Source organism: Deminuibacter soli (assembly GCF_003412455.1).
GTDB classification, from domain to species: domain Bacteria; phylum Bacteroidota; class Bacteroidia; order Chitinophagales; family Chitinophagaceae; genus Deminuibacter; species Deminuibacter soli.
Window position 1 is genome coordinate 429,976 of record NZ_QTJU01000002.1, and the last position, 19,089, is coordinate 449,064.

Sequence of the window (19,089 nt, forward strand, 5' to 3'; positions counted from 1 at the left end):
AAATTTGATGGCGAAGATAGGGCAAAAAATACCTAACAGCCGTTGTTATTTTAAGATCATCACCCAGCCCGTTAATTTTTGTGTTTTGTTTTTCAAATCGATCACATAATAATAAGTACCAACGGGTAAGGGCTGCCCGTTATAGGTGCCGTTCCAGGGTTTGTTGTAGCCTTTGCTGTTATAAACAGCCTGCCCGTACCGGTTGAAAACGGTTAACACTGCTTCGGGATAAGTAGCCAGTTCCTGTATGCGCCAGTCATCGTTGATATTGTCTCCATTGGGCGAAAACGTATTGGGAATATGCACCTTTTTGTATACGCGCACAAACACCGCATCGTACGCGGTGCCGCAGCCTTCGTTGGAATGTACGGTAAGGGTATAACTGGTATCGGCGGCAGGGTGTACCACGGGCTGCAGCGACTGTGGGTTGTCTATGGCCACCAGGGGGTTCCATTGCCACGATACATTGGTGCCCCATACCTGTGCATGCAGGCTGGCGGTGTCGCCCTCGAACATCGTAATATCCTGCCCCACATCGGCAATGGGTTTCTGGTATACCTGTATGGTGGTACCGGCCGTATCGGTGCAATGCCCGTTGGTTACGCTGAGTATATAATGTTGCGTACTGTCGGGCACTGCGCGCGGGTTGGCAATGGTGCTGGCCGAAAGCCCGTTTTTAGGTGTCCACAGAAAAGCACCTTTGCCACTGCCATGCAGCTGCACCGCCGTGCCCTGGCATACCGCCGTATCGCGGCCTGCAACTGCAACGGGCATTTCATCGATCAATACGTTTACCGAATCGTGCGCAGTGCAATGATTGCTGTCTGTCGTTGTTACCTTATACCAGCCGGCATTGGCCAGTTGCACACCGGTTATGCCAAGGGCGTTGCCGGTACCCGTAAAACCCGCGGGGCCCTGCCATACTTTTTCGCTGGTATTGATGGCGGTAAGCTGCAGGGTGTTGCCGGTACAGAGCGGACTATTACTGCCCGGCTGCGCTGCCGGTAAGGCGTGCACGGCAATACTGTTTACATTGGATACCACCCTGCAGGCTGCGCGGCTGATGTTTACCGGCAATGCGGCAGAAAGGCGGTACCGGTAATCGCAGGCAGGCGAGGCGTGGGTAAACTGGGGCTGCAGCTGTGTACCGGTGGCCTGCGGCAGATCGGTCCATTCATTGGCGGCTGCATTAAACTGCTGCCATTGGTATACCAGGCTGCCATTGCTGCCGCTTACGCTGCTGTTGAGGGTAAAAGAGGTATCGCGCCCGTTGCAGAAGCCGGCATTGTTACCGCTGGTGCTGCCGTTAATGCTTATTTGCAGGGAGGCGCCGCATGGGCGGAAAGTAATATCATCCAGCGCAATATCGTTGCCCTGCCCGCCGGGGGCATTATCGGTCATACGCAGCACCACGTCGGGTGCATCGGGCTGGGTGGTGAAATAAAAGCCGTATTGCTTCCATTGGGGCCTGGTAAGCATGGGCAACTCGCCGGTATGGTACTGCTGCAGCACGGTACCGTCAGTACGTTCAATGCTGAAGGTGATATTGGGGTGTATTTTATTGGTCACCTTCAGCAGGTTCATCATCCAGGCGGCAAATTCGTAGGTGGTATTGGCACAAAGTCCGCGAATGGTATCCAGGTAAAAATCACCCGGCTGCAGGCTGCCGTTGATCACCAGGAAATACCCGTTGGGATTACCGGTATGGTCGGAAGTAAGGGAATGCCAGGTATCCTTAAAACAGGTGGGAATGCTGTGGGTAAGGGTATACATACCGTCTTCCGGGCAGGGGGAGCCGGTATACTTGTAATAAATGGTGGCGGCACGCAATGGTGCGCCGGGGCCTGTACCGGCCCCGAAGGTGGTGTTTACCACGGGATCGCCCAGGCTGCCCTGGCACAATTGCGCGGCGCCCCAAAGCGGCACCAGCAGAAAAAATATGGCTACTATTGCTTTCATGGTTAGCGGTCCTTGTTCGCCAGGTACTGAACCTGCGGCCGGGTTGTTTACATTGAAAAACTGAAACGGATTGCGCCGGATATGGATTGGGGATGTTTCCTGAATTTGAGGTAAGCTGCTGGAATGGTTTGTTTATATTTGCGCCTTTATCAGCAAGCAATGGCAACACAACTTATTCAGCAATTACAGGAAACCGTAGCATTCATCAGGAGCCAATACAGCGCCAAAACTACCATAGGTATTGTACTTGGCAGTGGGTTAGGTAACTTAATGAATGAAATGAATATTGAGAGGGAGATTGCATATAATGAAATTCCGCATTTCCCCGTTAGCACGGTAGAAGGGCACCATGGCAAGCTGCTGTTTGGCGAGCTTAGTGGCAGGAAAGTTGTTGTGATGTCGGGCCGCTTTCATTACTACGAAGGATACACACCTTTGCAGGTTTCTTTCCCCATTCGCGTGATGAAATTACTCGGTGTGGAAACCTTACTGTTATCCAATGCAGCAGGCGGTGTACATCCTTCCTTTAAAGTGGGTGACCTGATGCTGATCACAGATCATATCAGCTTTTTTACCGTAAATCCATTGCTGGGTAAAAATGAAGATGAACTCGGCACCCGCTTCCCTGATATGAGTGAACCGTATAACAAAGACCTGCTGGATAAAGCCAGGCAAATAGGGCAGCAGCTGGGCTATAACCTGAAAGAAGGCGTGTACACCGGTGTTACGGGCCCTACCTTTGAAACACGTGCCGAATATAAACTCATTAAAGCGGTTGGCGGCGATGCAGTGGGCATGAGCACCGTGCAGGAAACCATTGTTGCCGTACATGCAGGTATAAAAGTATTTGCCATCAGCGTTATTACCGACCTGGGCATACGCGAAGAAGAAAATGTAATTACACACGAAGAAGTGCTGGCAGCCGCTAAAGATGCTGAACCTAAATTAACACGCCTGTTCAGTGAAATGGTAGCACAACTGTAACGTGTTATTTACCATTTTCTTTACACCATTCGATTTACTTTGCATTTACCCAGTTTAAAAGCGTTCATGAAACGACGACGTTACCGATTGTTATCTTTTATTGCATGTGCCCTGCTCCTGCTGCTTGCCAATGCATACACGGCACATGCGCAATACCCCACTACCAACACCAGGCCGGGGTTAGATACCACGGTGAGCTACGATAGCCAGGGACGACCCATTCATAAAAGAACCAACAGCGGCAACGATTCACTGAAACACCGTGATCCGTTGGAAGATTCGATTACCATTACCTATAAATTTTTCGATTCTACACGTATCCGCAAGCTCGATACTTCCATCAACGATTTTTCTACGCGTTATCCCGTAAGCCCGAAATATGTTGACCTGGGTAACCTGGGCACTGCCGCACAATCGTTACTGTTTAATCCCTGGCTGAAACCCGGCTTCGATGCCGGTTTTCATGCATTTGATCTTTACCGCTACAGTATCGAGGATACAAAGTTTTACCAAACCACGCGCCCCTTTACCGAGCTGGCCTACCTGCTGGGCAGCAGCTCTGAACAAATGGGTGGTATTACGCATACGCAAAACCGGTCGCCCAATTTCAATTTCGCCTTTAACTACCGGTTTGCATTGTCACCCGGCAAGTTCAGGAACCAGAATACCAGCTTCAACAATATCCGTTTCAATACGGCCTATGTAAGTCCCAACAAGCGCTATTCTTCTTTCTTTATTTTTATCAATAACCGCGTGAATGCGGCAGACAATGGCGGCGTGCAGGCAGACAGCTCGCTGAATGCATTAACCGGCCAGCTCAACTCACCGTTCCAGGTGCCAACCAGGCTGGCCAACAATGCAGGCAAGGGTAGTCCCAACCCGTTCAATACCTCGTTTGCAACAGGCACCCATTTATCGGAAACGATACTGATGTACCGGCAGCAATATGATTTTGGACAGAAGGATTCTATTGTAACCGATTCCAGTGTTATCAAGTTGTTTTACCCGCGTTTCCGTTTCCAGCATACCATTAAATACAGCACACTCAGTTATAACTATACCGATGGCGATGTAATTGACAGCAATTACAGCAAGTATTTCAACATGCAGGCCATTACCGGTGACACCATCAGTTATAAAGACAAGTGGAACGACCTAACCAATGAGCTGGCCATTATTTCTTACCCGGAAAAAAACAACCTCAACCAGTTTTTAAAACTGGGCGCAGGTTACCAGGCCTTGCAGGGCAAGTTTGTGTATTACAATGGCGATACCACATTCGGCTTAACGCGCAACAATATTTACCTCAACGGAGAATACCGTAACCGTACACGCAACCAGAAATGGGACATCTTTGCCAGCGGCCAGTTTTTTGCATCAGGTGCCTATACCGGTGACTATGCGGCATTGATTAGCCTGAGAAGCCAGATCAGCAAAAAGCTGGGTTACCTCTCGCTTGGCTTTCAGAACGTGAACCGTTCCGTATCGTTTGTGTACGATAGCCGCTCTTCGTTCCCCTCATTGAGTGAAGGCAATTTTGGCAAAGAAAACATTACGCATATTTTCGCCAATGTAGATGTGACTGCCTTGCAGATGAAGCTGAATGGTGATTACTATGCCATTACCAACCTGCCTTATTTCAGCGACTTCTTCAACGCCAAACAATACAGCAGCCTGTTTAATGTGCTGCACGTAAGTGCCGAGAAAAAGTTTCCCTTAAGCAAATTCTGGAACCTGTACAGTGAAGTACACCTGCAACAGAAAACCGGTGCAGCGCCTGTAAACCTGCCTACTTTTTTTACTGCGGACAGGCTGGTGTTTGAAGGCAATTTCTTTAAGAATCTTTACCTCGCAATGGGCGTGGAAGTGCGTTATTATTCGCCCTATAAAATGGATAACTACTCGCCCTTTACCGGCCAGTTTTTTAACCAGGGCAGTTATACAACCAGCAACAGGCCCGATATTAACGGTTTCCTGCATTTCAGGATTAAAACCTTCCGCGGGTTTATCCGCCTGGAAAACCTGAACACTTTTAACATTGCCAATGGCAGTGCCGGCTTTGGCCGGTATAACTTTACATCTGAACACTATGCCGGCAGAACCTTATGGCTGCACACCGGTATATGGTGGAACTTCATCAACTAAAAATGCATTTTGCAATGAAAACGATTTTGGCTTTTCTCCTGGCTTTAACCCTTGGTACTTCAGCAATGGCGCAAGGCGGCAACAAACAAATGCCCGAAATACAACTGCCCGATGCCAATGGCAATACGGTTAAACTTTCTTCCTTAAAAGGTAAAGTGGTGCTGGTTGATTTCTGGGCAAGCTGGTGTGGTCCGTGCAGGCAAAGCATGCCGCATTTAAAGAAGCTGTACAGTGAATACAAAAGCAAGGGCTTTGAAATATACGGCATCTCACTCGATGAAAGCGCTGCACCCTGGAAGCGTGCTGTGAAAGAAGACGGAACAAGCTGGATACATGTGCTGGATACACAGGGCCGCACTGCACAGCAATTTAATGTACAATATATTCCCACCTCTTACCTTATTGACAAAGAAGGAAAAGTAGTAGCAGTGAATGCAGATAAAGACCAGCTGGAGAAGCTGGTAAAGCAGCTGCTGTAACGCTTTATCATTTCTGTAACAGTACTGGATAAAATAAACATACGGTAAAAACGTTGCTCATAACTAATTATATGGCAGCGTTTTATTTTTGCGTTTGGCATAACAATTGAAACCTTAACCCCAAAATCAACAATATGAAAAAGCTAGTTCTGTTATTTATCGGTATGGCCGCATTTGCTTTTGCTTCGCACGCGCAGAGCTTGCACATCGGTGTAAAAGGCGGTGCCAACCTGGGTAAAATTGATGGCCAGTCTTTCAACGACGGTTTTAAACTCGGTTACCAGTTGGGTGGCTTTGCTGAAATTGATTTCAGTAAATCACTGGGTATACAGCCTGAGGTATTATTCAGCCAGACAAATACCAAAACAGCCAGCACCGCTTCTGATGTTACCAATGGCATTATCACCAACGACAACAAATCACTCAACTATTTAAGCATTCCTGTATTGCTGCGTATCAATGCAGGTAACCTGCTTACATTTCATGTAGGTCCGCAGTTCAGTGTATTGCTGAACAATCATGAAACCGTTTTGGAGAATGGCAAAGACGCCTTTAAAAGCGGCGACTTTGCAGCAGTGCTGGGTGCACAGGTTAACCTTGGCACCTTCCGCGTTTACGGCCGTTACAATATCGGTTTAAGCAATATCAGCGATATCGACAACTCGGGTAAATGGAAAAACCAGCAGATACAACTGGGTGTTGGCATTAAATTATTATAAGCTTCAGCATGGCTGATGCAGCAAACGGGCACCTTCTTCCGGTGCCCGTTTTTTATTGACAGCCTGCCAAATAGTGCTTAAGATTTGCCTCAACCTGTTTAAGTGGCGGAACAGTAACGCTGTTCCGGAAAATAATAAAATGAACAATTTTGCAGATGTAACCGGTTTCAATAGTATATCTGAAGTACATAAACACGAATCAATTGTATAAACGCCTGCAAGGCTGGTTTGCAGCACCAGCAGCCATTTCATTACGTTTTTCAGTAATACTTAATGTGCATTATTTTCTTTTCGTGTTAAACCCTGTTTTTTGCGTCAATTTGCTACGAAACACGTATTTTTCCTGCTTTGGCACCTAAATTGAACCCATACCTGTGTCGGTGTCAGATGACTGATGCAAAGGATAAATGACATTTTGACCTAAGAAACGAAGCGTATGAACATTGATCAATTTTTTTTCAAGGCTGAGGATGATACTGACTTTCTGCCCATTATTCCTATTAATGAAAATGATGAGCAGGATAAAAACCTGGTAATACCCAACGTACTTCCGCTGCTTCCCCTGCGCAATACGGTGCTGTTTCCCGGTGTTGTATTGCCCATTACAGTGGGCAGGGACAAGAGCATTAAAGCGGTAAACGATGCATATAAATCGGATAAACTGATAGCAGTACTTGCACAGAAAGATGCCAATATAGAAGACCCGGAACCGAAAGATCTTTGTGAAATTGGTACCGTTGCACGTATCGTTAAGCTCATTAAAATGCCCGATGGCGGTACCACTATTATCATCCAGGGTAAGAAACGCTTTCAGCTGGCAGGACTGGTAGAAGAGGAGCCTTATTTTAAAGCCAACCTGCACCTGTTGCCTGAAGACCTGCTGCCGACAGACGAAAACTTTGAAGCGTATACAAGCACTATCAAAGATCTTGCAGCACAGATTATACAGTTATCGCCCAACCTTCCTACCGAAGCTTCTATTATTCTCCGCAATATCGAGAACCCTTCTTTCCTCATCAATTTTGTTAGCAGCAACCTGAACAGTGACCTGGCCGAAAAGCAACGCCTGCTTGAAATAAATGAAGTAAAGGAAAGAGCGGAAAAACTCATTGAATTACTGCAGCGCGAACTGCAGTTTGCAGAACTCAAAAACAAGGTTACTACCAAAACACGCACGGAGATAGACAAACAGCAGCGTGAATACTTTTTGCAGCAACAGCTGAAGAGTATTAAAGATGAGCTGGGTGGCGATACCAACGAACGTGAGCTGAGCGAAATGCGCAAAAAGGCCGAGACCAAGAAATGGCCCGATGCTGCGAAGAACATGTTTAAAACAGGTATTGAAAAGCTGGAACGCATGCACCCCACCACGCCGGATTATTCGGTGGTGTACAATCATCTTGACCTGATGCTCGATCTTCCCTGGGAAGAATACAGCAAAGACAGTTACGACCTGAAGAAGGCCAAACAGGTGCTTGACCAGGATCATTACGGCATGTCAAAAATCAAGTCAAGGATACTCGAATACCTGGCCGTACTGAAACTGAAGGGGGATATGAAAAGCCCGATTCTTTGTTTTGTGGGGCCTCCCGGTATTGGTAAAACATCGTTGGGTAAAAGCATTGCACATGCCATTGGCCGCAAGTACGTACGCGTGAGCCTGGGCGGTTTGCATGATGAAAGTGAAATACGCGGTCACCGCAAAACCTATATCGGCGCTATGCCCGGCCGTATTGTGCAGAACATACGCAAGGTAAAATCATCTAACCCGGTTATGATACTGGATGAGATTGATAAAATTGGCAATGATTTCCGCGGCGATCCTTCGTCTGCTTTACTGGAAGTACTGGATCCTGAACAGAACAATTCTTTCTACGACAACTACCTTGAACTGGAGTACGATTTAAGCAAGGTGTTGTTTATTGCCACAGCCAATAATATCCAGAACATTCAGCCTGCCCTGCGCGACAGGCTCGAGATCATTGAACTGAGCGGATATGCAATTGAAGAAAAGGTAGAGATAGCCAAACGCCACCTGGTGCCCAAACAGAAAGAAGCACACGGGCTTGCCAGGGTAAACCTGAAAGTAAATGATAAGGTACTGGAGAAAGTAATTGAAAGTTATACCCGCGAAAGCGGTGTACGCGAGCTTGACAGGCAGCTGGCCAGCATTATGCGTAACCAGGCCAAAGAGTACGCGATGAAAGACAAGGTGAAGCCTGTGCTCACCGTTGCCGACATTGAGAAAATACTGGGCAGCGCACGTTACAGCAACGAAATTTATAAAACAGCCAATATGCCCGGTGTGGCTGTTGGTTTGGCGTGGACATATGTAGGAGGCGACATCCTGTTTATTGAAACCCTGCTGGGCGATGGTAAAGGTGATATGAAGCTTACCGGTAACCTGGGTAATGTAATGAAGGAAAGTGCCAGCACGGCCTTAACTTACCTGCAGGCAAATGCCCGCAAGTACAGCATAGATCCTGAGCTGTTCAGCAAGAAGAGTGTGCATATTCACGTGCCCGAAGGGGCTGTGCCCAAAGATGGTCCCAGTGCAGGTATTACAATGCTTACTTCACTTGCCTCAGCATTTACCGGCAGGAAAATCAAATCTTACCTGGCTATGACGGGCGAGATAACACTGCGCGGACAGGTACTGCCTGTTGGCGGTATCAAAGAAAAAGTACTGGCAGCAAAACGTGCCGGGCTGAAAGAAATTATCATGTGCTGGCAGAATGAAAAAGATGTACAGGAGATAGACAGTGACTTTATAAAAGGAGTTGATTTTCACTACGTTAAAAACATGCAGCAGGTGCTTGAACTGGCACTGAGCTAAAAAAATAAAAAATCCTTTTGTTACACAACCAATTGTTGACTGTTTTGTAATTATATACTACAAGATTTTTTTCATGTTGGTTGTTTTAAGGGTTAAAAGAACTCCTCCATCTCCATGGCGGAGTTTTTTTATGCCCGGCACTTATTGATGTAACTGCATCAAAAAAAAGCGCTCTCCGGGGAGAACGCCTTTTATATCTTATCAATTAAAATGCTTACGCGGTTACGGTTGTTGTTAAGGCAGCCATTTCTTTTTCCTCTTTAAAAGCTTCCCTTGGTTTAAGACCCAGCATTTCAAACATCATCTGGTCTTCACCAAAACTTGGGTTAGGTGTGGTTAACAGTTTATCGCCGGTAAAGATTGAGTTGGCGCCTGCCATAAAGCAGAACGCCTGTTCGGCAATGCTCATTTCGGCACGGCCGGCGCTGAGGCGCACCATTGATTTGGGCATCAGTATACGTGCAGTAGCAATCATGCGCACCATATCCCATACCTGTACCTTATCGTTGTGCTGTAACGGTGTGCCTGCTACACGTACCAGTGCGTTAATGGGCACGCTGTCCGGATGTTCGGGCATAGTGCTCAGGGTGTGCAGCATTTTAACGCGGTCTTCATGTGTTTCACCCAGGCCAACAATACCACCGCAACAAACCGTTACACCTGCTTTACGTACGTTGTCAAGTGTTTTTAAACGGTCGTCGTAGGTGCGGGTAGAAATGATTTTATCGTAGTGATCGGCAGAGGTATCGAGGTTGTGGTTGTAGGAGTACAAACCTGCGTCGGCCAGTTTCTGTGCCTGACTTTCGGTAAGCATACCGAGTGTACAGCACACTTCCATACCCATTTCGTTCACGCCTTTTACCATGTCAATCACGCGGTCGAAATCGCGGTTGTCACGTACTTCGCGCCATGCTGCGCCCATACAGAAACGGGTGCTTCCGGCTTCTTTTGCACGGCGTGCAAATTCCAGCACTTCGTCTTTCTGCATCAGGGCCTGTACATTCACACCGGTATTGTACCTGGCTGCCTGCGGGCAATAGGCGCAGTCTTCGGTACAGCCGCCTGTTTTAATACTCAGCAAAGTACATACCTGCACTTCGGCAGTATCATTGTATTCGCGGTGAATGGTAGCCGCACGGTATACGAGTTCGAGCAGGGGCGTATTGTATAAGTCTTTGATCTCTTCCAGAGTCCAGTTGTTCCTGATTGTAGTCATAAACACAATTTTCTTGGACAAATATAGGGGCAATTCATTTGAAAATCTGAAAGTGCGGTAATTTGTCCGAGGGACTTCTTTGAAGAAAATGGATTGGGAGAATGGCCGGATGATTTGATGGAACGATGAGGTTAATGGTTAAATGGAACGATTGTTTGATAGTTTTGAACTTAGCGGAGACCGGAGCGAATTTTAACCGCAAAGGGCACAGAGGAAAACCCGCAAAGAACACGGTTATGAGCTGCAAGCGTCAAGCTACGAGCTGCAAGCCTGTTTGGGCGCAAACGCCTTCGGCGAAAGTAACAGTATTAAACTTCGCTAAGATCGTCTCGACAGGAAAACAGCTGCAAGCGTCAAGCTACGAGCTGCAAGCCTGTTTGGGCGCAAACCGCCTTCGGCGAAAGTAACAGTATTAAACTTTGCTAAGATCGTCTCGACAGGAAAACAGCTGCAAGCGTCAAGCTACGAGCTGCAAGCTTTAAGCTGATAGCTGCAAGCATGTTTGGGCGCAAACGCCTTCGGCGAAAGTAACAGTATTAAACTTCGCTCAGATCGTCTCGACTGTCGATTCTCGATTCTCGATGGCTCTACCGCTCTACGGCTCACGAAGTGCATCACAGCGCATTCAGCATTGTGACGATTTGTTCTTTTGTTGTTTGTACTGGATGCAGGTAGGCGGGGGTGCCGTCGCTGCTTACGGTGATCTGGGAGCTGTCCCAGTAAAGGTTGCCGCCGCGTTTGGAAATGGATACCAGTGTTACCTGCGTGCCGCCGCTGATATTGGCAAAGAACGTCCGGCTGTGCACATCTGGTGTTAAGCGTACAATGGTATTGGCTGATTGTACAATGGCATATACGGCAGTATTGGCATTGGTGTAGTTGGGTGGTACAATAACACTGAGCCTTATTCTTGAACTGTAATTGCTGTAGTACTGGCAGCTGATCCATCCTGTTTTGCGGATCATCATGCGGTAACCATTTACCATGGTATTGGTGCCGGCATCCAGCTCCTGGAAGGCCTGTATGCTGTTGTCATCCTGCACATAGGGAGCCCAGGTAAAATTGCCGGGATAAATACTGGCCGTATCGCCGTAGTACAGGTGTATGGGCGAGCCCAATACGCCAGACCGGAACTGCACACCTAAGTAAGCGCCCGATGCCAATGAAACGGGCTGCCCGTTCTGTGTAAGGCGGATACGGAACGTGACAGCTGATTCGAGTAGTTTATCGTATGTGGAAGTAGGTTTTGCAAAGCGCACATAGTCGCCTTTTGTATGCAGTACCAGCAATTCAATTTTTACTTTGGCTGTGGTGTTGCCATTGCAGAAACCTGCCGGGCAAAACACACTGCTGCCATCAGCAAATGTAACCGTACCGCCGGTTTCAGCAGATACGGAATCAACATACACGGATACCGATGCATTCAACACACTGTCTACAGAGAACACAGCAGCTGTACGGCTTAATGTTTCGTACCAGGTAGAATCATTGAGTGAAGAATCATTCGCAGGCACAAACTCGCCCGAGGTATCTTTCATGCACGAAGCCATCAGCCACAGGGGGAGAAGGGCGCATAGCAGGCGTTTGGCCAGCTGCAGATAAGTAATATGTTTTAAATAGAGACGCATTATTTCTTTATATACAACTAACAGATACTGCTATCGCATAAAACGTTGCCCAGCATTATTTAAACGGTAGCGTATGCCCAGCGATAAACCTGTTGTTTTAAATTTCTGGTTATAGGGTGTACCCGGTTGTGTCATGTTAGAGAAATTATAACGCAGGTAAGGTTCTGCGAACAACTCCATGTTATCGGTAATGGTTTTCATTACACTGAAACCGGCATATACACCCAGGCCGATGTTTCGTTTGTAAGTGCCCTGCGCAACACCGTGGTTTTGTATGCTGGTATCCAGCACTTCGCCCCTGTACCAGGAGTACAGGTTGATGATAGCGCCTGCGTTGGCGGCAAACTTCCATTGATCGTTGCCCCACTCGTAACTCAGCAACAACGGTATGTCGATGCTTTTGTATTTATTGGTGGTTGTTTTTTTACGGTAACCGATTTGTTCGTAACTGCTGGTATCTTTTACAATTAATGTATCACCCGGTGTTGGTACAATGGTGTGTGTGGTAATAACGGTAACTGTTTTGCGGTCGGTTTCTGTTTGCGTGGTTAAGCGTTCATTTATTTGCGAGTATTGCAAACCTGCTTTTGCCAGCAGGTGTTCTGACAGGCTTTTGCTGAAACGTGCGCCCAGTGTAAATGATACGCGCATGTTTTCCGCACTGTCTTTACGTTGTACATAACCGGCATAGGCAGGGGAGGATGGCGAAATGCTTTTGCTTACAAAATCGGGTGAACCATACAGCTCCACATAAAAATCATTGCGGAATGGTCCGCGCAGGGTGGGGCACTGAATTACCGGCATTTTTTTATTGGCCTGTTTGCTCAGCAAACTTTTCATAGATGCGTCCTGGCTGGCCTGCAACCATTGCAGTTGTGCGGTTTTTGTGTCGGTATTGTATGCAGGTACAAAACGGCTGTTCAAAAACTGTGTGGTGCTGAAAGCCGTATTGGGTGCATCGTTCAGCGGTGCAGTGGTTAATTGGTTACCGGTAGCAACGCCATTGTTATACAAGCCATTGCCATTACGTGGCAGGTGTGTGCCGTTGCCGGCTGCATGGCCTGTTGCAATATTTGCTGCTTCATTTTCACTGCCGATTGTTGCTGCGGCGGTATTCGCTGATGAGCGTGTTGCATCAACGGTTTTGTTGGCTATTGTATGATCAGCAGGTGTTTGTACGGCGGTATTGCTGCTGCCAGCTGTTGCCGGTTCGGTAGTTGAATCAGTACCTGCAGCTGCAGCGTTTTGTTGTGTTGGTGGCTGAGTAAAGTTTTTACCTGATAAGCCTGGTTTTAAGTTGGGTGATGTTTGTGTTTGATTGGCGGTGCTGCCGGGTGTTTGCTGCACCCAAAGCCAGGTGGCGCTGCCGGTGAGCAGCAGCAAGGCTGCCAGCCATAAGTATACGGCCGGTGCGCGCAGCCAGGCCGGACCTGTGCGTCGCTTTTCACCTGCGGCAATGCGATCCCACATATCCGCCGGTACCGGGGAAGGGTGATCGCCAAGCTTGTCGCGAATAAATTTATCAAAGAGTTGGTCTGTCATGTTATACAGCAATTTTCTGCAGTTGTTGTATTTGGTTTTGCAACATTTTACGGGCTTTCACCAGCTGGCTGCGGCTGGTGCTGGCCTGTATGTTGAGCATCTGTGCTATTTCGTCGTGGCTGTATCCTTCAATCACATTTAAGTTAAACACAATGCGGTAGCCATCGGGCAATGCGTTAATCAGTTTCAGCAGGTCATCTTCACCCAGGTTTACATAGGCATAAGGTTCCATACCGGTTTGCGCATGCTGTTCGGTTATTTCGTTGAACGTAATCTTTTTTTTCTGTAATAGTTTAAGTGCAGTATTAACCACAATGCGCCGTATCCAGCCCTCGAACGAGCCTTCAAATTTAAATTGCTGGATGTAAGTGAACACACGGATAAAACCTTCCTGCAGCATATCTTCCGCTTCTGAACTGTCTACAGCGTAGCGAAGGCATACGGTCATCATTTTGCCCGCATACAACTCAAAGAGCCTGCGCTGGCAATCAGCATCCTTGCGGATACAGCCTTTAATCAGTTCGTGTTCAGTCACGCAATAAAGTCGTGGTTTGCGGATTGTTTTGGAATGAAGATATTCGCCTATCCGATAACGCTGCCCGGATGGCGAAAATTGTTTACCCCGCAAAGATAGGGCTGCCACGCAGCTGCAATAAGCCCCGGGCCGGTATTACAGGATATTTTAAGGCAGCAGGCTGTTTTTTGCCTGCGAATCATTGATTTTCTGCGACGTATTTATTGCAGAAACTGGTCATGAATATAGTCCACCACTTCCAGCATGTTTTTGTTGCGGTTGTAAACAGCCAGTTGCCTGTCTGCACCGGTGCCGGTTTGCAGCATGCCGGGTATGCGGTCAATTTCAGGGCGGCTGCCGAGATCGGCCGTTACATCGTCTACAAAGTCGAGCAGCTCTAAAATCAGCGTGCGGGTAGCGGCTTCTGTTTCCTTGCCAAAATCAATCAGGCTGCCGTCAATACCGTAACGGCTGGCGCGCCATTTATTTTCGTTGATCAGCGAGCGGTGGTACATATTGAAATTCAGGTTCTGGCTGCGCAGTTTGTACAGCTTCACGCAAATGGCCTGGAACAGGGCGGCAATAGCGATGGTTTCGTTCACCGTCATAGGCACATCGCATATCCTGAACTCAACGGTGTTGAAAACCGGGTGCACCCGCAAATCCCACCATATCTTCTTGGCATTGTCGATACAGTTGGTTTTAATCAGCAGGTTCACATAGTTCTCATAGGCTTCAATGCTTTCGAAATAATCGGGTATGCCGGTGCGCGGGAATTTATCGAATACCTTGGTGCGGTACGATTTATAGCCGGTTAACCTGCCCTCCCAGAAAGGCGAATTGGTGCTGAGGGCATATACGTGCGGCAGGAAATAGCGGGCCGAATTGGCAATGTGAATGGCCATGCGGCGGTCTTCCATACCCACATGAACATGCAGGCCGAAAATGAGGTTGCTGCGGGCTGCTTCCTGCAGTTCATTTACAATCTGGCTGTAACGGTCGTGATCGGTAATCAGCTGGCGCTCCCAGTGGCTGAAGGGGTGTGTGCCGCTGGCGCCTACCCAGTACCCCATTTCGCCGGCGATATCGGAAATTACCTGCCGCAGGTTGCCTACATCGCGGCGGGCTTCGTCAATATTATTGCAGATATCGGTACCTACTTCCACTACGGCCTGGTGCATTTCGGCTTTTACCTTATCGTTAAGGCGGCGGTTGCCTTCGTGCACAATCTGCTGCTCATGGCTCCTCAGCTCGCGCGTGAGCGGGTCGAGCACCATATATTCTTCTTCTACACCAAGGGTAAAATGCCTGAAATTAAAATTTGACATGAAGCGTTTTATTGGGGGATACCGGCCATCCGGATACCTGCACGTATAATGATTGCGTAAACTGTTGAAATGATTATTTTGCCTGCATAGGGTGTAGGCTGCGCAAAGCTGCTGCGTTGTTCAGGGACGGATATGCCCGACGGATTGCTTGTCTTCAATGCGTTCGCCTCCCTTCGTCGTTGATGATGTACATGGAACTGCCAAATTACTATTTTTTTGCGTAGATAAATCGCTGCTTTTTTGTTGCGTGGTATGCAAAAAAAAAGAGACCGGTAAAACCGGCCCCTTTTTGGTGGGACTTCAAAAAACAAAAATCGTTTAGTTAAACAGGTAGCGGAAACCGATCTGCAACTGCCAGCGTGAGCCATTGGTGCCGGTGGTTGAACTCAGTGCAGTATTGGCGCCTGCGGTAACATCGTCTTTAAACGAGTTGGTATACGGTATCTGGTTGGCTGCATCGAGGTAAGGCATGGAGAATACCGGTGTCTTACCGTCTGCACCGCCCAGTTTTTCAAATTTAAGCGGCGTACTGATGGTGCCCACGCGGTAAATACCCCAGTTTTTATTCAGGAAATTACCGGCGTTATACAGGTCGAGGGTAAAACGCAGCGTGTGCTTTGTTTTGTCTTTCATTATAATGTAAAAGTCCTGTGTAAAGTTCAGATCCAGCCTTTTGTACCAGGGATAAATCCAGGCATTGCGCTGGGCAACTTCGCCGCGGTGTTTGCTCAGGTAGGGGTCCTGGTTAATAAAATTATTCAGCTGTCCCCATATCTGTGCAGGCGTGCGTGTATCGGTAGCGCCGGTTGGCTGCAGCAATATTTCACTGGCATTCCTGGGAATGTACATCAGGTCGTTGGAAGTATTGTTGTCGCCGTTCAGATCGCCGTTGTACACGTACGAATTTACGCCCGAAGGTGCAGCCTCAAACAGGGCGCCGATAGAAGTGGCGAAGTGCTGGCCATATTCTTTGCGGTACGATGCAGAAGCCACCACCCTGTGCGGCAGGTAGGCATTGCTGTAGCCCAGTTCAGGCTGGTTGGGATCGCCTACCACAGGTTTTGAACCCCACATGGTGTTGGCAGTAGAGCCGCCCACCATAATGTCTTTCGATTTGCTGTAGGTATACGCAATGTTGGTATACAGGTTACGGAAGGTTTTCTGGATCTGCACAGTAGCCGTATACGCATAACCCTTGTTGGCATTCTTCATGTAAATGGCGTTGCCGATACTGGGGTTGGTAACGCTTCTCGGCGCATCTGCCAGCGGGTAAATCTGCGTGGGTGTGGTGGTGAATGAAGTATACCGTGTTCTGTTATCTGCACCACTTAATACAATACCTGTTGCAGGCATGTTGATGTTCTGGAAATAAACAGCGTTCACGTTCCTGGCATAAGTGCCTTCTACCGTAACCACGAAATTATCCGGCAGTTTCTGGTCTATTGCCAGACTGCTTTTCAGCGCCTGCGGGAATTTGAATTTGGGATCGGTTACGTTGATGCTGTACGATGAACTTAAACCCGTGGATGGGTTTGGCGGAATGTATGCGCCAACATTGGGATTAAAAGGATAGGGAATAGAAGTGGTTGGCGTTGCGCTGGCACTGATGGAACCAAACAATGCCACACCGCTGTTGCTGGCCTGGTTGCTGAACCATACAAATGGCGGAGGGCCTGCAAATAAGCCCAGGCCACCGCGTACCTGTGTTTGCTGGTTGCTGAACACATCCCAGTTAAAGCCGATTCTTGGCGATACCAGCGGGTTGGTTTTAGGCGCCTGCGCAGTATTTACATGCGTACCGCCGTAAAACTTGCTGAGGGTATCTACAACCGGGTTATACAGGTAGTTGCTTTTGAAAATCGGTATATCCAGCCTTACGCCATAAGTGAGGGTAAAGTTGGGTTTAACACGCCATTTGTCCTGCACAAAAAAGCCCAGTTCTGTTTCTTTGGGGCCAACCAGCGGAAACGAACCGTCTTTGGTGAGCGTGTAGGAAAGATCGTAACGGATGGGTGGCTTATTGCCATAGAAATCAGACAGGCTCGCAAAACGGTATACGCCGTTGTAAGAGGGCGAGAAGCCGTTTTCATAAGTCTTGTAAGAATCCTGCGTGCCCAGCGTTATTTCATGGCTGCCTGCATAGGTGGTAAAGATATCGGAGAACTGGTACACGTTGGTGTTGAGCTTGTTGCCATACGTGTATTGTTCATAGCCGAATGAAGTATATGGCTGGTTGTTACCATCGAGAATATCTACCAGCGGGAAGGTAGAACTTAAGGCTGCCCTTGAATCGCGCAGGGCAGTAAAGCCAACCTGTAATTTGTTGGAAGAGCGGTTGCTGAAGCGGGTATTAAGCTCAGCGATAAAGATGTTGAAATTATTGAACTGGCGGTAACCGCTGTTTTTAAAAGGCAGCGCAAACGAGCCGGATGCGCGGCCATAACTGCTGTTTACTGAACCGCTGTTGCTGGCGGGTTTTTCCAGCGATGATTTCAGGTAATTGTATTTCAGCGTAAGCGTATTGCTGTTGTTGATATTCCAGTCGAGCTTGGCGGTGATTTTATCGCTGCGGGTTTCGTAAGTATAATTTTCGAAGGGGCCGGTTACATAGCCGTATTGTTTTGCCAGGTAGTCGCTCAGGCGTGCCAGCGTATCCCTGTTGGCATTGGAAATATTTACGCCATTGGGTGTATGCGTAGCGTCCGAGGCGGTGAAAATAGTCGCCGCCTGTTTAATGCGTTCTGATTCGCCGCTTACAAAAAAGAATACCTTGTTTTTAATGATCGGCCCGCCGATGGAAGCGCCGCGCAGGTTATAGCTGTAATCCTGGTGCGGCAGGGTGGTAGTGCGCACTTTATAACCCTGCAGATCTTCTCCGCGGATATAGGTATATACCGAACCTTTGAAGGTATTGGTACCACTGCGTGTTACGCTGTTAATGCCTGCGCCGGAAAAGCCGCCCTGTCTTACATCATATGGGGATACGTTTACCTGTATTTGTTCAATGGCGTCAAGACTGATGGGCTGTGAGTTGGTTTGGCCGCCCAGTGTGCCTGCCAGCCCGAATGAGTTGTTGAAGTTGGCGCCGTCTACCGTGAGGTTATTGTACTGGTTGCTCTGGCCGCCAAATGCAAGTCCGTTCGCAGTGGGTGTAAGCCTGGTAAAATCCTGCAGGGAGCGGTTAACGGTAGGCAGGCGTTCAATTTGCGAACGGCTGATGATTTCCTGGCTGCCGGTATGGCTGTTGTTGAATACTTTATCCTGGCGGGTGCCTTTCACCACTACATTTTCGAGTGTTTGTGAGCTTTCTGTCAGGGCAAAGTCTGCTTTGTATTCCTGGCCCAGTGTAAGGAAGATATTGTCCTGTTTTTCTTCCCTGAAACCAACATAGGTTACAACCAGGGTGTAGGGGCCGCCTACGCGCATATTGGGGAGGTTAAAACGGCCGTCGTTACGGGTACTGGTAGCATACCTGGTGCCTGTGGGTGTGTGAATGGCGACAACGGATACGCCGGCAAGGGGTTTGTTGGCTACGGACACGGTGCCAACCATGTCTGAGGTGGTTTCCTGGGCCAGCAGTGGTGTGGTAATACCTGCAAGGCATACCAGTAATGCTGCCATCAGGTGAAGCAGTTTTCGCATAAACAGTTTTAAATTTTGGTACAAAGATGTATTTGAAACGATCAATGTGTAAAGGTTACGCATTAACAATTCTTTACCAAATTAATACTGTGTATTA

At 48.0% G+C, this 19,089-nt stretch carries 13 protein-coding genes; 5 read left to right on the forward strand and 8 right to left on the reverse strand.

Annotated features, from left to right (window positions below):
• Positions 1 to 45: 45 nt before the first annotated feature.
• A complete protein-coding gene (locus DXN05_RS08295) occupies positions 46 to 1,959 on the reverse strand; it encodes a T9SS type B sorting domain-containing protein (protein ID WP_116846759.1) in 1,914 nt (637 codons plus the stop codon).
• Positions 1,960 to 2,118: 159 nt separating this feature from the next.
• On the opposite strand from DXN05_RS08295, the gene DXN05_RS08300 reads away from it, so the two are divergent.
• From DXN05_RS08300 to DXN05_RS08315, 4 genes are all read left to right on the forward strand, one after another.
• On the forward strand, positions 2,119 to 2,943 hold the full coding sequence (locus tag DXN05_RS08300) for a purine-nucleoside phosphorylase (RefSeq protein WP_116846760.1): 825 nt from the start codon (positions 2,119 to 2,121) through the stop codon (positions 2,941 to 2,943).
• A 66-nt stretch (positions 2,944 to 3,009) separates the two neighbouring features.
• Positions 3,010 to 5,088, forward strand: a complete 2,079-nt coding sequence (locus tag DXN05_RS08305; protein ID WP_116846761.1) for a putative porin — start codon at positions 3,010 to 3,012, stop codon at positions 5,086 to 5,088.
• Between the two features lie 14 nt (positions 5,089 to 5,102).
• The gene (locus DXN05_RS08310; protein ID WP_158559168.1) at positions 5,103 to 5,567 is read left to right on the forward strand and encodes a TlpA family protein disulfide reductase; all 465 of its coding nucleotides are present in this window, start codon (positions 5,103 to 5,105) and stop codon (positions 5,565 to 5,567) included.
• A 134-nt stretch (positions 5,568 to 5,701) separates the two neighbouring features.
• On the forward strand, positions 5,702 to 6,286 hold the full coding sequence (locus DXN05_RS08315) for a porin family protein (protein WP_116846763.1): 585 nt from the start codon (positions 5,702 to 5,704) through the stop codon (positions 6,284 to 6,286).
• Positions 6,287 to 6,289: 3 nt separating this feature from the next.
• Here DXN05_RS08315 and DXN05_RS08320 read toward each other — a convergent pair whose 3' ends face one another.
• Positions 6,290 to 6,538 carry a hypothetical protein gene (locus DXN05_RS08320; RefSeq protein WP_116846764.1) on the reverse strand — a complete coding sequence of 83 codons (249 nt, stop codon included), beginning with the start codon at positions 6,536 to 6,538 and terminating at the stop codon, positions 6,290 to 6,292.
• Between the two features lie 184 nt (positions 6,539 to 6,722).
• Between DXN05_RS08320 and lon the strand changes: the two genes are divergently transcribed.
• Positions 6,723 to 9,122 carry an endopeptidase La gene (lon, locus tag DXN05_RS08325; protein ID WP_116846765.1) on the forward strand — a complete coding sequence of 800 codons (2,400 nt, stop codon included), beginning with the start codon at positions 6,723 to 6,725 and terminating at the stop codon, positions 9,120 to 9,122.
• Positions 9,123 to 9,336: 214 nt separating this feature from the next.
• Here lon and bioB read toward each other — a convergent pair whose 3' ends face one another.
• The 6 genes from bioB to DXN05_RS08355 all read right to left on the reverse strand — a co-directional run bounded on the left by bioB (position 9,337) and on the right by DXN05_RS08355 (position 18,992).
• Entirely contained in the window at positions 9,337 to 10,338 is a 1,002-nt protein-coding gene (gene bioB / locus DXN05_RS08330) for a biotin synthase BioB (protein WP_116846766.1), read from the reverse strand.
• Between the two features lie 614 nt (positions 10,339 to 10,952).
• The gene (locus DXN05_RS08335; protein ID WP_116846767.1) at positions 10,953 to 11,966 is read right to left on the reverse strand and encodes a hypothetical protein; all 1,014 of its coding nucleotides are present in this window, start codon (positions 11,964 to 11,966) and stop codon (positions 10,953 to 10,955) included.
• 30 nt (positions 11,967 to 11,996) lie between these two features.
• Complete coding sequence (locus DXN05_RS08340; RefSeq protein ID WP_116846768.1) at positions 11,997 to 13,508, reverse strand: outer membrane beta-barrel protein; 1,512 nt, start codon at positions 13,506 to 13,508, stop codon at positions 11,997 to 11,999.
• Between the two features lies 1 nt (position 13,509).
• Positions 13,510 to 14,043, reverse strand: coding sequence for an RNA polymerase sigma factor (locus DXN05_RS08345; RefSeq protein ID WP_116846769.1), 534 nt, complete (start codon positions 14,041 to 14,043; stop codon positions 13,510 to 13,512).
• A gap of 200 nt (positions 14,044 to 14,243) precedes the next feature.
• On the reverse strand, positions 14,244 to 15,350 hold the full coding sequence (locus DXN05_RS08350; RefSeq protein ID WP_116846770.1) for a carboxylate-amine ligase: 1,107 nt from the start codon (positions 15,348 to 15,350) through the stop codon (positions 14,244 to 14,246).
• 318 nt (positions 15,351 to 15,668) lie between these two features.
• Positions 15,669 to 18,992: a TonB-dependent receptor gene (locus DXN05_RS08355; RefSeq protein ID WP_245975160.1), complete on the reverse strand. Its 3,324-nt coding sequence runs from the start codon at positions 18,990 to 18,992 to the stop codon at positions 15,669 to 15,671.
• Positions 18,993 to 19,089: the final 97 nt, after the last annotated feature.

Coding starts and splice junctions, on each gene's coding strand:
- lon (WP_116846765.1), top strand. CDS start 6,723: ATGAACATTGATCAATTTTTTTTCAAGGCTGAGGATGATACTGACTTT.
- DXN05_RS08340 (WP_116846768.1), bottom strand. CDS start 13,508: ATGACAGACCAACTCTTTGATAAATTTATTCGCGACAAGCTTGGCGAT.
- DXN05_RS08305 (WP_116846761.1), top strand. CDS start 3,010: ATGAAACGACGACGTTACCGATTGTTATCTTTTATTGCATGTGCCCTG.
- DXN05_RS08335 (WP_116846767.1), bottom strand. CDS start 11,966: ATGCGTCTCTATTTAAAACATATTACTTATCTGCAGCTGGCCAAACGC.
- bioB (WP_116846766.1), bottom strand. CDS start 10,338: ATGACTACAATCAGGAACAACTGGACTCTGGAAGAGATCAAAGACTTA.
- DXN05_RS08350 (WP_116846770.1), bottom strand. CDS start 15,350: ATGTCAAATTTTAATTTCAGGCATTTTACCCTTGGTGTAGAAGAAGAA.
- DXN05_RS08295 (WP_116846759.1), bottom strand. CDS start 1,959: ATGAAAGCAATAGTAGCCATATTTTTTCTGCTGGTGCCGCTTTGGGGC.
- DXN05_RS08310 (WP_158559168.1), top strand. CDS start 5,103: ATGAAAACGATTTTGGCTTTTCTCCTGGCTTTAACCCTTGGTACTTCA.
- DXN05_RS08355 (WP_245975160.1), bottom strand. CDS start 18,992: ATGCGAAAACTGCTTCACCTGATGGCAGCATTACTGGTATGCCTTGCA.
- DXN05_RS08320 (WP_116846764.1), bottom strand. CDS start 6,538: ATGAAATGGCTGCTGGTGCTGCAAACCAGCCTTGCAGGCGTTTATACA.
- DXN05_RS08315 (WP_116846763.1), top strand. CDS start 5,702: ATGAAAAAGCTAGTTCTGTTATTTATCGGTATGGCCGCATTTGCTTTT.
- DXN05_RS08300 (WP_116846760.1), top strand. CDS start 2,119: ATGGCAACACAACTTATTCAGCAATTACAGGAAACCGTAGCATTCATC.